Origin of the sequence: Streptomyces sp. NBC_00273 (genome assembly GCF_036178145.1) — a bacterium.
GTDB lineage: Bacteria > Actinomycetota > Actinomycetes > Streptomycetales > Streptomycetaceae > Streptomyces.
Window position 1 is genome coordinate 774,245 of sequence record NZ_CP108067.1, and the last position, 13,239, is coordinate 787,483.

Genomic DNA, 13,239 nt, shown 5'->3' on the forward strand with positions numbered 1-13,239 from the left:
GCTCTGGGAACCGCACCTACGGCGCGGCGTGCTCCGGCGCACCACCGGGCGCACTCTTCCCCCGCCTCACCCGCCCGGAGTAGTTGATCGAGTAACAACCGTTCTGCAGAATTCTTCGTACTAGCGTTTGCAGTTCGTGCGTATGTCTAGCTTTGCGACAGGCCGGCGACGTGCGGGGCGGAGGGTGCCTTCGGCCGTCTGCAGTTCGGCGAGGAAGTGGCTGGCGCCGCTGTCGCCGCGGATGCCGCCTGCGCCGGCGTTCGGGTCTTCAGAACGGCGGTCACGTGGCGACCCGGTACGAGAGGCGCATACATGTCTTCCTCGCACCCTCAGGGCCGCAGCCCTGGTGATCTCTGGCTGCGGCCCGCACGGGCGGCCGAGACGGCCAGGGACGTCTCGGCCTGGGCCCTGGGGGGCGCGGCATCGTGGCGACGGTAGGTCAGAAGCCGAGGAGTCGGGTCTCAGGGAGTTCAGGGGTGAGTGCGGTGGCCGTTCTTGGCGCTGGCTGGTGGCGGCTGGGGTGACGATGGCGGCGTTCGCGGTGCCGCGGCGGTGTGCGGGTATGGGGGCTGGCGTCGCTGATTCAGGACGCGGGCGCGCGCTGGGCGGCCGCGTCCGCGCTCGGCGCGGCGGTGGCCGCACTCGCCGTCCTGTGGGGCCAGGGCTTCGCCGCCTCCGCCGCCACCCCGCCCCCACCCCCACTGGCGGCGGTCACCGCGTCCGGCACGCGGGCGGTCGCGGTGCAAGGCAGCGTGAAGGGGAACATCACAACAGGCGATCGGGGCGTGCCTGCCGCACCCCCTCGGCCGGGGCGCTTCCCGCCCCGCAGGGCAACCCGATGCCCGCGCCGCCGTTGGTGCCGGGATCAGTGACGGCCCCCGGTGAACGAGCCGTCGTCCTCGGAGACGGTACTGAGGGCGACATCGACACCGGTGACCAGCCCGGTGGAACCCAGGCCATGACGGGAAGGCGGCGGAGGAAGACCTACCCCCTGCAGAGCGCGGAAGCCACCGAGTTGCCACCGCACGCAACCGTCGCCTCAGGAGACCGGTCGATCGCGATCGATACCTGGGGCAGGCCCTTCAACGGAATCGCGAACACCGGAGACGACGCGGCGTTCGTGGGGCGCGCTCAGGAGCTGACGTTGCTGGACACCGCGCCGGGGGGAACGGGCACCACGGTGGTGCACGGCCTCGGATGTGCCGGCAAGAGCGCCCTGGCCGCGCACTGGGCAGCCACCCGCTCCCACACGGACAACCCGACCTGGTGGATCAACGCCAAAACGGCTCCGCCGAGGTGAACGCGGACCTGGCCAGCGCCCTACAGACGACCCTCGATCGACTACTGCCCCAGAAGCTCACCGGACGCGCCACTCTGTGGCTCGTCACCCACACCGGCTGGCTCCTGATCCTCGACGACGTCGACAACCCCGACCGCATCGCCCTGCTGCTCGCCCACGCTGCCAACGGCCGGAGCCTCATGGCCAGCCGCCGCTCCCCCGGCTGGCCCGTCAGCGCCGTCACGGTCGCCCTCGGCCGTCCTCACCTAGCAAGAGTCCCTCGCCCTCCTCAGGGGGAAGGGCTCAGCGGCCAAGTCCGGTGAGTCCGTCGCCCAGGATGCTGGCACCCAGAAGGAGGAGCACGATCGCAGTGATCACGGCACTGTTGGTGATCATGAATTGCCTGACGCTGTCCAGGAACGACGCCGCGTGCTGTCCGCCGAGGAGATGGATGACGACGGCGCCGAGAACGGTGCAGGATCCGACGAGAACGAAGACGGCGACGGCCACGACGAGATCGCCGTGGTGAGCCCCGACTTCGACGATCGACGTGGCTGCCGAGGCCGTCAGGACGAGGTTCTTCGGGTTGGCGCCCGACAGCAGCAGGCCCAGGAGCAGCGCCCGCGAGGCCGAGAGGTCATCGAGTGACGCCATCCAGCGTGGTGTCCCGGTCTCGTCACCGGCACGCGGCCGCTGCCACCATGTACGCGCCCCCAGCACGATGAGGGCCGCTCCGGCGAGCACCCGTCCCCAGTCCGCGATCGCGGACGAAGGGCTTTCTGGGTCGTCGGCTCCGCCGAACACGAGCACGACGAGCGTTGCCGCGATCCCGAGCCCGGCGATCCACCCGGCCGTGAACAGCAGGCCGTTACGTCGGCCGTGCCGGCCGGCCAGGATCAGCACGATCCCGATCAGGGGGAACGGACTGAGGGCGACCGCCAGTGCCGCCGGCAGCACCGCTCCAACTGCCTGGATCAGCAACGTCTCTCCCCTTCCACACCCCGCAACCGGAGCACTACGGCACGCCCCTCCCGGGACAGTACCGAGCGCACCCGTCCGGCAACCTCTTGCACCGCCGCCCGAATGACTGGCAACCCGGCGTGCACGCCCTGGTGCAGCGCAAGGACGGGAAGCGGGCTGTCACGGTCGAGTCGCCCTCCAGGAGCACGCGTGCGTTCCGATGGAGCCCGACGGCACGAACCGGGGGTTTCGGAGGCCTCATAGCGGCCACACGCGCAGGAGGAACGGACTACGAGGGACGGAGCACTCCTATGACGACGATGGTCCTGCTGATCGCGCCGATGGTGTTGGCCCTGCTGCTCGTCCACCGCAGGGGTGGGCACCATGCCCGGCACCGGGCGCGTCGGTTCTGACGAGCGTCCCGACCCCTCCGGTCCGGCGCCACACGAGAGCGCAAGCGAGGTGAATGCGGTGTCCATGCGTGCCAAGGGGTGGGCCACGTCCTTCCCCGTACATCGAGGGGTGCGCGAGGCCCGCCGGTGGACGGCGGAACGCCTCGACTCCCTGCATTGGACGACGGACGCCCCCGACACGGCGCACTCCGTCTTGCTGACGGTGTCGGAGCTCGTCACCAACGCGCACGTCCACGCCCACAGCGGAGCCGGGCTGGTGCTCACCTGGGACGGCCGGTGCCTGCACGTCAGTGTCGCCGACGGCGACCCGTGTCTGCCGGCCCCGCGCGATCCCTCACGCGAGGCGACTTCCGGACGGGGACTCGCCATCGTCGACGCCCTCGCCGATGCCTGGGATGCCCATTCCTTCCACGGCGGCAAGACGATCACCGCCTGTTTCCATACCGGGGTGACCGGGGTGACACCCGCCCCGCACACGGCGAGGAGTCGTTCGGGTCCGCACGCCGGAGGATCCACTGACGCATAACGGCCCGTTCTCGCGCGGTGGCGTGCGTTCCGGACGCTCGGTCATGCGGTCGGTCCGTCCGTGGGCCCGGGCCGACCGGACGTCCCGATGGGCGGCTCGGGTTCGGTCCCGGAGCCCTCGGGCTCCAGTCCCTCCCCGACGGTGGTGCGACGGCGTCCGATGTCCGCCCGCCAGGCTTCGGAGGCGAAGGTCGTGGCCGTGACCGCGAGGAGCCCGAGGAGCCAGCCTCCGACGACGTCGCTGACCCCGTGCACGCCGAGCGCGACACGGGTGTAGCCGACTCCGAGCACGCTCGTTACCGCAAGCGCCCAGAGCAGGGGTCGCCAGACGGGCGGCACCAGCGGGAGCAGGACCAGGAGGAACACCGCACAGGACACCATGGCGGTCATGGCGTGCCCGGAGGGAAAGGAGAACCCGGGCACGTGGGCGACGGGGTCGGGCGTGGGCGCGCGCGTTCCACCACGTTCTTCGTGAGGAACCCGATGAGGGTGCCGGCCGTCTCGGTGACAGCAACCCAGGCCGCCAGGCGCCACGCGCGATGCCTCAGGAGCCACACCTCTTGCGAAGGCCGCACCAGCGGCCCGGTAAAGGGTCGCCAGAGCGGCAAGTCCGGTCGAGGACATTCGAACCTACTCCGCCTGCGCGAAGCCCAGGTGCCCCGCCAGGCCGCCGCCTACATATCGGCGACGAGCAGTACGCCCTCCACCCCGATCCGGCCCCTGCCCGTCAACACCCGTCGGCCCGTCCTCACCTGATCCCGCATGCCCGAACAACCCGTCCACAGCGTCCGCTTCCAGCGCAGGGAGCAGCCACGTCCGGCTGACCGGGCGCAGCAACGGTAGGTGCCGTCGTCGGCCGCACCAGGGAACAGAGCAAGGCCGACCCCGAGTTCCACCGGGGCAAGCACCTCGGCGACGCCGCGTACCGGGAGGAGCTGGGCACCTACTACGGCACCGGGGCGCCCTTCGGCGGTCGCCCCGCCTGATCGCGTTCCTGTCGTCGGGCGGCGTGTCCGCGTAGAGGACCACTCCCTGGCCGCGCTACGGATCGAACGCGAGGCCCCGATCGCGCCCCGCAAGCGTGGGCCGCGAGGGCAGGTCGGGAACCGGTCAGGCGCGCTGGACGCCGAACGGCATGCCGGAGAGGTAGTGCGTGCCCAGGGCCTCGCGATGGTCGGCGTTCCCGAGGTGCGCGTCCCGACGGCACTCGGGGGCCGCCTCGATCTGGTCCTTCGTACGGTCCACGTAGACCTGCTCCGCCGTCTGGTCGATGCGGACCACCGGACCGGCCGGCAGCAGGACCTATCCGGCGAGGATCCACACGCAGGTGTCGACGACCAGATAGGCGTCGGTGACCTTGCCGATGCTGTCGTCGAGCGCCTCGACCCCGTAGCCGGTGGGGCCGGCGGCGAGGTAGCCGACGCCGACGCGGTGACCCCAGACGTTCTCCGTCATTCGCAACAACGCACCGATTCCTCCGATCGGAGCCGTGGGCCTCCGAGGCGGAGTACGCTCCGACCGTTCGGGGCGACGGAGGCCGGCTGTCAGCCTGGTCACGGGAGTCCGGGACGGTGAGCGGCGCGGGGCCGGGAGCCGGACCCGTACCACGGCACGACAGGCCGCACCCGGCCCCGTACGGCGATCGGACTTTCCCTCAGCGGCCGGCCCTGACGCCGTCGGTGGAGCCGTCGGAGTGGCAAGCGTCCGATTCCCAGGGCGGCGGCCCTACGCCCGGCTCGGTCCAGGCCGCCAGGGCCTCGCCGTCGACACAGACGATTGAGCACGCGGCGGCGTACTCAAGGGCAGGCGCGGTGAAGTAGCCGGTGGTCACGATGATCGCGACGTCGGCGTCGTGGACGGCGAAGCACGTCCCGCCGAAACGCTGCAGGTCCTGCGAGCCGACCCGGTTGTCCTCGGCGTAGTGCTTGCACTGCACGATGACGCGCAGCCCGTCCGGGGTCGTGGCGATCACGTCGGCGCCCAGGTCGCCCGCGCCGCCCACCACTTCCACCGAGGTGCAGCCGTCGCGTACGCACAGAGCGGCGATGGTGTGCTCGAAGCCGTCGGCATCGACCGCGGCGTGGTCCAGGGCGGCGGCTCCCACCTCCGGCATGTCCGTCGCGGGACCCACGCCCGTCGCGGAGCGCACGCCCGGGTCGGGCGGTGCCGCCGGGCGACCCCTGACGGGGGACATGCTCCATGCGGCGAACGCCACGCCGAGCAGTAGCAGCGCCGCCGAGGCCACCGGCAGGACCGGCATCCGCGTCCCGGCCGCCGAGGTGGCCTTGACGAAGACGGCCGGTCCGCCTACGGCCGTAGCGGCAAGCCCCACGGCGAGCACCAGATCGCGTCCGAGCGTCGCGCCGCGCCGCGGGACCCCGCTCCTGCTCTTCCTCGACGCCATGAGGTCAGCTCCTACGGCCGCGGCCTCGGCCCCGTCCGCCGGCCACCCAGCCGTGGCCTATGCCGGCGACGTGGAGCGCGAGCGCGGCGAGACCGATCAGCATGAAGTTGGTGGAGCTGAACACTTCGTTGGTGCTGATGGTGGCGGCGCTGATCAGGAACGCGATGAAGAACAGCACTGCGGCGGCGATGCCGAGCATGTCCATGCCCCTTTCGTTCGGTGACGGCCGTGTTCCCCGTGCGGGCCGGATCATGAGTGGCTGCTTCAGCAGGATTTCGCTGTGCCGCTGGAGAGCCGAAGGGGAACCAGGCATAGCTCCCTCCCAGCAGGCAGGGGCTTGCCATCGTCGTATCCCCTTCGCGTCCAACACCGCCCCACACCGGGGGCCGAGGAAGGAGAGCCGGTGGAAGTACCGCTTGACCACGGTCACACGGTCAGACATCGGAACCGCCTTCCCCACGGACAGCGCGATCCCGTTCAGCGGACAGATCTGCTCACATGGTTCGGTTGCCGTTGGGGCGTGCAGGCGGTGCAAGCTGGCTCATGCGGGTCTTTGGCGGACCGGCGTCCTTAGCCGAGGAAGTGGCTGATGCCGCCCTGGCCGTCTTCGCCATTCCACAGCACGGCCACGAGCCAGAACGGTGCCCAGCCCACGGCCTCGCCCACCTTTCCCGGCAGGAAAGCGGCGGCAAGCAGCCACACAACGGGGAGAACGGCAGGTAGCAGGCAGCAGCACCAGCCGCGCTTCCCCCCGGTGTGCTGTGATGGTGTCGAGTCTGTGGGCACCCTCCGAAGATAGGCAACACCAACCACCCCTCACATGAGTACCAGTACCTATGAGCCTGCCCCTGACCACGTCGGCATCCTGGTCATCAGCCTCTGATCCACCGCGAGCAGAGCGTGACGTTCGAGAATCAAGGTGAGAGAGCTCGTCGGCGCCGGCCACCACCTGAATGGATCAGCCGACGGATTGTCAGCTGACGGAATCGAGGAGCCCCTGCACGCGTCCCTCGCCGACCCCGACGGCAGCAGCCCGCCACATGATCGGACACGCCGCCGGGGTGCCACTCGACGTGCTTCATGACCTGCCGTGACACGCCGAGCAGGTCGTCGGCAGCGGCCTGAAGGAGGTGCCGAAGAACCGGCGCGAACTGTTCGGAACAGCGACCGCCAGACTGCCGGCAGTCACACAACCTCTGGGCTTGATCCGCTTTGACGGACATTCGAGATCAGGGGTTCGTCCCCGGGAGGATGTCCATCATGGAGAGCATGGGGAAGAAGAAGCCTCGCCCTCGCCGTTCGTTCACGTCGGAGTTCAAGGCCGAGATCGTCGAGCTGTGCCGGCGCGGTGACCGCTCGGTCGGTCAGATAGCCAAGGACTTCGATCTGACCGAGACCGCGGTGCGGGACTGGGTCAAGCAGGCCGAGGTCGACGCGGGCGAGCGAGACGGGCTGACCAGCAGCGAGCGTGAGGAGCTGGCCGCGCTGCGGCGGGAGAACCGCCGCCTGCGCGAGGACGTCGACATCCTCAAGCGGGCCACGGCTTTCTTCGCGAAGGAGACCCGGTGACGGTGCACCCGTTCATCGAGGCGGAGAAGCAGAGCAACCACAACGTCAAACGCGCGTGTGAACTGCTCAAGGTCTCCCGCACCGCCTTCTATGCCCGCCGCAACGGAACTCCCGGCCCCCGCGCGGTCCGCGACCTGGAGCTGACCGTGAAGATCACCGAGGCCCACGAGCACTCCCGTGGCACCTACGGGGCCCCACGCCTCCACGCCGTTCTGCAACGCGAGGGCGAAAGATGCGGACGGCGCCGCGTGGCCAGACTGATGCGGGACGCCGGACTCGAAGGCCGGCACCGCAGGCGGCGACACGTGACCACCGCCCCCGACCCGCGGGCCGCCGCGAGGCCCGACCTCATCGGGCGCGACTTCGCACCCGACCCGGCCGCACTCGACGTCCGCTGGTGCGGCGACATCACGTATATCCCGACCGATCAGGGCTGGCTCTACCTGGCCACCGTCATCGACATCGCCTCCCGCCGTGTCGTCGGCTGGGCAACCGCCGATCATCTGCGGACCGACCTGGTCGCCGAAGCCCTTACGACCGCCTGCCGGCGGCGCCGCCCCGCCCGGCCGGTGATCTTCCACTCGGACCGCGGATGCCAGTACACCAGCCAGCAATTCGCGTCCCTGGCAGGTGAGTTCGACGTCCAGCTATCGGTCGGCCGCACCGGACAGTGCTGGGACAACGCCCTCGCCGAGTCCTTCTTCGCGACGATCAAACGGGAACTGCTCGGCACGAAACCCTGGCCCAGCAGGGCTCTCGCCCGCACTGCGATCTTCGAGTGGATCGAGAGCTGGTACAACTTGCAGCGGCTACACAGCAGCCTCGGCTACCGAAGTCCCGCCGAATACGAGACCGTACTCGCGGCCTGACCACCACACCAATGGTGTCCGTCAAAGCGGAGCAAGCTCACTCACCATGCCCGCGACGGAGGAGTGGGGCCACGCCACCACCGGCGTCTTCCTGAAGGCGGGCCGCGCGAAGGGGGCGCGCCGATCATGGCCAGAGCACGGCGCCGCCTCGACGTCTCGTGGACCCTCATCCGCGACCAACGCCGATGGACGGCCCGGCCACCGCAACCGGGCCTGACCGGCGCCACATGAAGCGCACGTCTTCCTCACGGCGCTACGGATCCCGATTCTTCCCAAGGCCGCTCGTCGTGCCCCAGGCGGCTGCTGTGATCGTTAGCTACGGAGGGACTTGCGCTGACGGGCCTCGGCTACCTGGTCACGAACGTACGGGTCGGTGTCTGTTGCCAGCCTGTCGAGCACGGCCGAGGTCGCGAGGTCTGCGGGTTCTGGAGCGGAAAAATGGCCCAAGGCGATTGCGACCCAGGCACGGACACGAGGGCTGTCGTCGTTCGCGAGCAAGCGGATCTTCCGAAGGGTTCTGGGCCGCTGGAAGAAGCGGAGGGAGCCTATGGAGCTGAGGGAGCTGAGGGCGGAGATTCGCACCTGCGGGGAAGGGTCGTCCAGCAGGTGCAACAGAAGGTCGATGGCCGCCGGCTCTGTCCCGTGACTGCCGAGCGCACCCACGACCGCGCTGCGGATTCCTTCGTTCGAATCCTGCGCGGCGTGGGCCAGCAGGCCGAGGTCAGCGGGTTCGGGAACGAAGCCGAGCAGCCAGATTGCCGCCCCGCGAAGGTCCGCATCGTCGCCCACGGCGCACGGCAGGAGGATCTCACGCGCGGCGGCCGGGTGCTCCTGTACAAGTACATGGAGCGTCGTCGAGAGAGAGTCCTGGTCGTCACCGAGATCGCGGGAGTAGGCCCGCAAGAGGGCTGCCAGGGACGTGTGGCCGGCAGTCTCGGCCAGAATCCGGGCGAGCACATGACGCGCGTACCAGTTGCCCGCTTGCACGGCTGCCTCGAGGTGCCGTTCCACGTACGGAATCAGCTCCCGCCGCCGGGCGGTTACGAGCTCCTCTTCGATTTCTGCAAGGTCGTCGAGGTCACCGTCCGGATCCATGAGTCCGGCCGCCAGTTCATCAAGGCGCAGGGTCTGACCATCCGCTGCCCGGTGGTTGCCCAATCCGTCCTCCTCGTGATCCTTCAGACCGCACCGAGCCTGTCCCTGCGGGTCTCCCTGCTGCGATGCAGCCTCGCGGAACGGATTGTCCAACACACCTCTGACAACGGCGTTCGGGTCAGTCACCTCATTCAGCCTCCGGATGTCGAGTCGGCCGACGGCGCCCGACAGGTCAGGGGGCTGCGGGGTCTGGGCAGGGGGGAGGACTACCCGGACGTCGCCGTACGCGAGGCGAAGGCCAGCACCACGGCCGGTGCTTGTGCCGGATCGTCCAGGGTGGCTTCCAGGCGGGCGGCGAGCGGCCGTACGGCGGGGCCGAGGAAGACCGTCGTACATCAAGTGGCGGGCCGATCAACGTGCGCTGATCGACGCCGGCAAGTGGGACCTGGCGATGAAGGTGGGCGTCGACGAGATCCGAGAGCTGTACGGCTACACGTACGACACGCACGTCGCGGACATGGTGGAGAGCCTCGAGGTGAACAAGGAGTTCCAAATGATGCTGAAGATGCAGGAGTGGACAATAGACCACGAAGTGCTCAAGTAGACAATCGGAGAAGCGACATGGATCTGCTCCTGGCACCGCCGACCGCCGCCGGGCCCGTCCACCTCGGAAGTCCGTACGAGGAGGCTCTGGCCGCGGTCCGGCCCTGGGGCGAGCCACGGGTGGTCGGTCCCACCGCCCGGCGGACGCGTCGGATCATGGGCGACTTCGACGGGGTCGGCTACACGGTCTTCCTCGATGCAGAGGACCACGCGACGGCCGTGGAACTGTGGTGGCCCGGCGAGGGCCGGCAAAGCACCACGCGTGTCCTCCTGGACGGACACGACGTCTTCACGACGCCGGCCGACACCGTCCTTGCGGAGCTGCGCGAGCGCGGGTGGACCGTGGACGCCGAGGACCCGGAGAACGTCGTCGTGCCGGGCGTCTCGCTGGGCTTCACCCGCCAGACCTCCCAGGAAGTACCGCGCGACGGGCAGGGCCTGCCCGTCTCCTTCACCTCGGTCCTCGTTGCGGGCACGAGCTACTACAACTTCCGCTCCGCGCGGTAGAGATGGCAGGCGCCCGCTGCGTGACCGGGGAACTCCACCCAGATGGCGGGGCCTGACCCGAGCGGTGCGGTGAGGCGGCGCATGGCCACGTCCCAGGAATCGTGCACTGGAGCTTGGCGGTCGCCGTAGGACTGGATCTCCCTCAAGTTCCCGCGCTCCAGGCGGATCAAGCGCTCCAGCCGGATCAACCGGATCAAGGCACTTCCGACGCACATCATGACCTCGGTGTGCCGGCCGGTGAAGGCGTCACGAACGACAAGAGGGAGCCGCCCAGCGGGCGGCTCCCTCTCTCACCCGCAGGTCAACTACCCGTCGGCCGGACGAAGCGTGATCGCCGGGCCCGGGCCGAGCGCAGGAGGTGTCAGTAGGCCCGGATGTAGTACTTGGTGGTCGTTGCGCTGATCGAGCAGTCGTTGGTGCTCTGCGCGGAGATGTACGTGTACCCCGGGGGAACCGTGCACGCCCACATGTTCGACTCCGGGGTGCGCAGGTAGTACTTGGTACGGATCCCGCCGGTCGAGCAGGTCTGTGTGCCCTGCACGGAGATGTACGTGAAACCTGCAGGCAGGGTGCATGCCCAGAGGTTGGTCTCCGGGGTGCGCAGGTAGTACTTGGTACCGGTCCCGGGCCCACAGTCGAGGGTGTTCTGCACGGAGATGTACGTGAAATCGGCAGGCGCGGTGCATGCCCACAGGTTGGTCACCGGGGTGCGCAGATAGTATTTGATGCTGCTGCCGCCTGGCCCGCAGTCCGAGACGTTCTGCACGGAGATGTAGGTGAAGCCGGCGGGGAGCGTGCATGCCCACAGGTTGTCCGCGGCCGGCTGGACGAAGTACCGCGTGCTGCTGCTTCCGCAAGTGGAGGTGTTGGAAGTCGTGGTGTAGGTGTAGCCGGGCGGAACGGTGCAGGACCAGAACCCGGCGGCGGGACCGACGGCCGTGCCGGCCGCCGCACCTCGGGCGTCCGCGGCGACCGGACCCGAGGGCGGGGCCGCGGCGGACGCGTTGACAGGGAAGAGGACGGCGGCCAGCATGACGGCCGCGCTGCCGGCACCGAGCAAGAGCGTCCGCAGTTTCGATCGGACCATGAGGAATGCACTCCTGGCTGTCTGTTCGTTCACGGGACGGAACCATGACATGTGGAGTGCCGAAGCCGATCCGCCCCGGCCTCCCGAGGATGCGCGGTGGAATGTTTCCACGCGCATCGGGCCCGGACAAGTACTCGATCGGGCAAGTTGGTTCGCATCAGGTCGCATGCACGCGGCCCCGACCTGGACCGTCCTCCGGCCCACCACTCGGCGGACCCACCACCTCGGCCGGAAAGCACCCCGGCAGCGCCAGCAGGCTGGCACGGCTGCAAACCTCGCCCTACCTCACCACCGTCCGGCCCGGTGTCGAGCCGGGCCTGGTTTGCCTGTCGGACACCGTCCGGCCCGAAACCCCCGGCCGGTGAGCCGCCGCCGAACACGGCCGTGTTCGGGCTCGTGGGCCTGGACCGGACGATCGTCCGGCAGAACGACCCCGAAATACGCCAGCTCCTGTGCCCTCGCGGCCCGCTTCGGCGCGGTCCGGGTCACAACAGCCGTCCCCTGAGGCGACACGAGCCGCGCCGCACGCTGCCGATGGACCCCTTCCAGAAGGCCGTCGACGAGCTCGCCGGGGCTGGCGCCGCGTACGCGACGTTCCCATTCTTCAACGGGTCCGCTCGAATGTCTCCGCGCTGACGGCCGCCAAGATCGCCGATCTGAAGCGGACCGGGGTGCTCGAGCACCTCATCGTGAACATCCCGTCCGTCGATGAGGACGAGTTCACCGAGCTCACCGGCTCGCACGGTTACCAGCACACCGTCGGCAACACCGAGGCGGCGCAGCGCGCCGGGCTGCCGGTGCGGTGCGGTGCGGGTGCCGAAGTCGTGGTCAGCTGGTGGCCGCGGACGCGAGAACGCCCGGCCGGGAAGTCCGGGCCGGGCGTTCTCGTCGGTTTGGTCGTCCGCTGGTGGCTTAGTACCAGTGGTTGGCGGACCAGAAGTTCCAGGCGCCGACCGGGCTGCCGTAGCGGTCGTTCATGTAGTCCAGGCCCCACTTGATCTGGGTGGCCGGGTTCGTCTTCCAGTCCGCACCCGCGGAGGCCATCTTCGAGGCCGGCAGGGCCTGGGCCAGGCCGTACGCGCCGGAAGAGGCGTTGGTCGCGGTGTAGTCCCAGCCACTCTCGTGGGAGATGATCTTGTCGAACGCGGCGAACTGGGCCGGGTCCTTGATCATCTGCTGCGCGATCGCCTTGGCACTCATCGGGGCCGCCTGAGCGGGAACCGTGGCCAGCATGGAACCGGCGACGCCCAGGGCGACGACGGTGCCCGCGAGGGCCTTCTTCGAGACGGCGATGCGGCGGATGATGGCGTTGGACACGGATGTACCTTCCACAGGGAACAAGGGCGGTCGCAGGCATGTCGAAGACATGCGTGAGCCACTCACGCGGTGGAGAGGGGTTCGTCGGCGGCGGGTGAAGCACCCGTGCCGCCTGGCGACTCATCCAGTTCTACAGACGGCCCGACCCCCTGGCAACGACCCCTCTTACTAACGTCCCTCGCAGTCAGCGACCACCAGCGGCACAACGGTCCCGGAAGAATCCGCACAGGTGGGGGCCCATATCAAGGGTCGACAAGGAGCCCTTCGGGGCTACTATCCCGGTTCGTTTGTGACGTGGGCCCTATGGGGCGGGTCACCCCCGAAGCACTCGGATCTCACCGACCGTGATCGACCGTGCCCCCTTCGAGACAGCCGGCCGGAAACCGCCTCCTTCCAGGACGAGCCAGACACGACCGCAACACACGCCGGCCGAACCATGCCGAGGGCCGAACCAAGCCGGGCGGGCCGGGCGGGCCAGGCGGGCCGCGCCACGGGGACGACGGCAGCATCCACGCCGGATCGCCCGCATCCCGGACGATCCGTGCTCCGGTCACGGCCGCGGAGCGCACGACGGCCGGGTCCTCCCGTTCCGTCCCCCAGCGCCCGGCACG

Annotated in this window: 17 protein-coding genes and 1 pseudogene; 7 read left to right on the plus strand and 11 right to left on the minus strand. The window is 69.4% G+C overall.

The window, feature by feature from the left end:
* Positions 1-583: 583 nt before the first annotated feature.
* Entirely contained in the window at positions 584-766 is a 183-nt protein-coding gene (locus OG386_RS03075; protein WP_328786615.1) for a hypothetical protein, read from the minus strand.
* Between the two features lie 192 nt (positions 767-958).
* On the opposite strand from OG386_RS03075, the gene OG386_RS03080 reads away from it, so the two are divergent.
* Positions 959-1,300, plus strand: a complete 342-nt coding sequence (locus OG386_RS03080; RefSeq protein WP_328786616.1) for a hypothetical protein — start codon at positions 959-961, stop codon at positions 1,298-1,300.
* Complete coding sequence (locus tag OG386_RS03085) at positions 1,267-1,602, plus strand: hypothetical protein (RefSeq protein WP_328786617.1); 336 nt, start codon at positions 1,267-1,269, stop codon at positions 1,600-1,602. The genes OG386_RS03080 and OG386_RS03085 overlap by 34 nt, the downstream gene beginning before the upstream one ends.
* Here the strand turns inward: OG386_RS03085 and OG386_RS03090 are convergent.
* The gene (locus tag OG386_RS03090; RefSeq protein WP_328786618.1) at positions 1,583-2,260 is read right to left on the minus strand and encodes a GAP family protein; all 678 of its coding nucleotides are present in this window, start codon (positions 2,258-2,260) and stop codon (positions 1,583-1,585) included. The two genes, OG386_RS03085 and OG386_RS03090, sit on opposite strands and share 20 nt — an antisense overlap.
* A gap of 456 nt (positions 2,261-2,716) precedes the next feature.
* Between OG386_RS03090 and OG386_RS03095 the strand changes: the two genes are divergently transcribed.
* The gene (locus OG386_RS03095; RefSeq protein ID WP_328793149.1) at positions 2,717-3,178 is read left to right on the plus strand and encodes an ATP-binding protein; all 462 of its coding nucleotides are present in this window, start codon (positions 2,717-2,719) and stop codon (positions 3,176-3,178) included.
* A gap of 41 nt (positions 3,179-3,219) precedes the next feature.
* Here OG386_RS03095 and OG386_RS03100 read toward each other — a convergent pair.
* From OG386_RS03100 to OG386_RS03120, 6 genes and pseudogenes are all read right to left on the minus strand, one after another.
* A pseudogene (locus OG386_RS03100) lies at positions 3,220-3,779 on the minus strand (phosphatase PAP2 family protein); the annotation flags it as partial.
* Between the two features lie 508 nt (positions 3,780-4,287).
* The gene (locus OG386_RS46845; protein WP_405790338.1) at positions 4,288-4,458 is read right to left on the minus strand and encodes a hypothetical protein; all 171 of its coding nucleotides are present in this window, start codon (positions 4,456-4,458) and stop codon (positions 4,288-4,290) included.
* A 21-nt stretch (positions 4,459-4,479) separates the two neighbouring features.
* Positions 4,480-4,632, minus strand: a complete 153-nt coding sequence (locus tag OG386_RS46850; protein ID WP_405790336.1) for a hypothetical protein — start codon at positions 4,630-4,632, stop codon at positions 4,480-4,482.
* Positions 4,633-4,831: 199 nt separating this feature from the next.
* A complete protein-coding gene (locus tag OG386_RS03110; RefSeq protein WP_328786619.1) occupies positions 4,832-5,581 on the minus strand; it encodes a restriction endonuclease in 750 nt (249 codons plus the stop codon).
* Positions 5,582-5,585: 4 nt separating this feature from the next.
* Positions 5,586-5,780 (minus strand): hypothetical protein, encoded by a 195-nt coding sequence (locus OG386_RS03115; RefSeq protein WP_328786620.1) that lies wholly within the window; start codon positions 5,778-5,780, stop codon positions 5,586-5,588.
* Positions 5,781-6,151: 371 nt separating this feature from the next.
* Entirely contained in the window at positions 6,152-6,283 is a 132-nt protein-coding gene (locus OG386_RS03120; RefSeq protein WP_328786621.1) for a hypothetical protein, read from the minus strand.
* Positions 6,284-6,841: 558 nt separating this feature from the next.
* Between OG386_RS03120 and OG386_RS03125 the strand changes: the two genes are divergently transcribed.
* A complete protein-coding gene (locus OG386_RS03125) occupies positions 6,842-7,150 on the plus strand; it encodes an IS3 family transposase (protein ID WP_032759650.1) in 309 nt (102 codons plus the stop codon).
* Complete coding sequence (locus tag OG386_RS03130; protein ID WP_328786315.1) at positions 7,147-8,019, plus strand: IS3 family transposase; 873 nt, start codon at positions 7,147-7,149, stop codon at positions 8,017-8,019. The genes OG386_RS03125 and OG386_RS03130 overlap by 4 nt, the downstream gene beginning before the upstream one ends.
* A 312-nt stretch (positions 8,020-8,331) precedes the next feature.
* Here the strand turns inward: OG386_RS03130 and OG386_RS03135 are convergent, their stop codons facing one another.
* On the minus strand, positions 8,332-9,300 hold the full coding sequence (locus OG386_RS03135; RefSeq protein WP_328786622.1) for a HEAT repeat domain-containing protein: 969 nt from the start codon (positions 9,298-9,300) through the stop codon (positions 8,332-8,334).
* A 127-nt stretch (positions 9,301-9,427) separates the two neighbouring features.
* On the opposite strand from OG386_RS03135, the gene OG386_RS03140 reads away from it, so the two are divergent.
* Together OG386_RS03140 and OG386_RS03145 are read left to right on the plus strand one after the other, a co-directional pair.
* Positions 9,428-9,718 (plus strand): hypothetical protein, encoded by a 291-nt coding sequence (locus tag OG386_RS03140; RefSeq protein WP_328786623.1) that lies wholly within the window; start codon positions 9,428-9,430, stop codon positions 9,716-9,718.
* 17 nt (positions 9,719-9,735) lie between these two features.
* Positions 9,736-10,224, plus strand: a complete 489-nt coding sequence (locus tag OG386_RS03145; RefSeq protein ID WP_328786624.1) for a hypothetical protein — start codon at positions 9,736-9,738, stop codon at positions 10,222-10,224.
* Positions 10,225-10,585: 361 nt separating this feature from the next.
* Here the strand turns inward: OG386_RS03145 and OG386_RS03150 are convergent, their stop codons facing one another.
* Both OG386_RS03150 and OG386_RS03155 read right to left on the minus strand, forming a co-directional pair.
* Complete coding sequence (locus tag OG386_RS03150; protein ID WP_328786625.1) at positions 10,586-11,311, minus strand: hypothetical protein; 726 nt, start codon at positions 11,309-11,311, stop codon at positions 10,586-10,588.
* 912 nt (positions 11,312-12,223) lie between these two features.
* Complete coding sequence (locus OG386_RS03155) at positions 12,224-12,628, minus strand: transglycosylase SLT domain-containing protein (protein ID WP_405786054.1); 405 nt, start codon at positions 12,626-12,628, stop codon at positions 12,224-12,226.
* Positions 12,629-13,239: the final 611 nt, after the last annotated feature.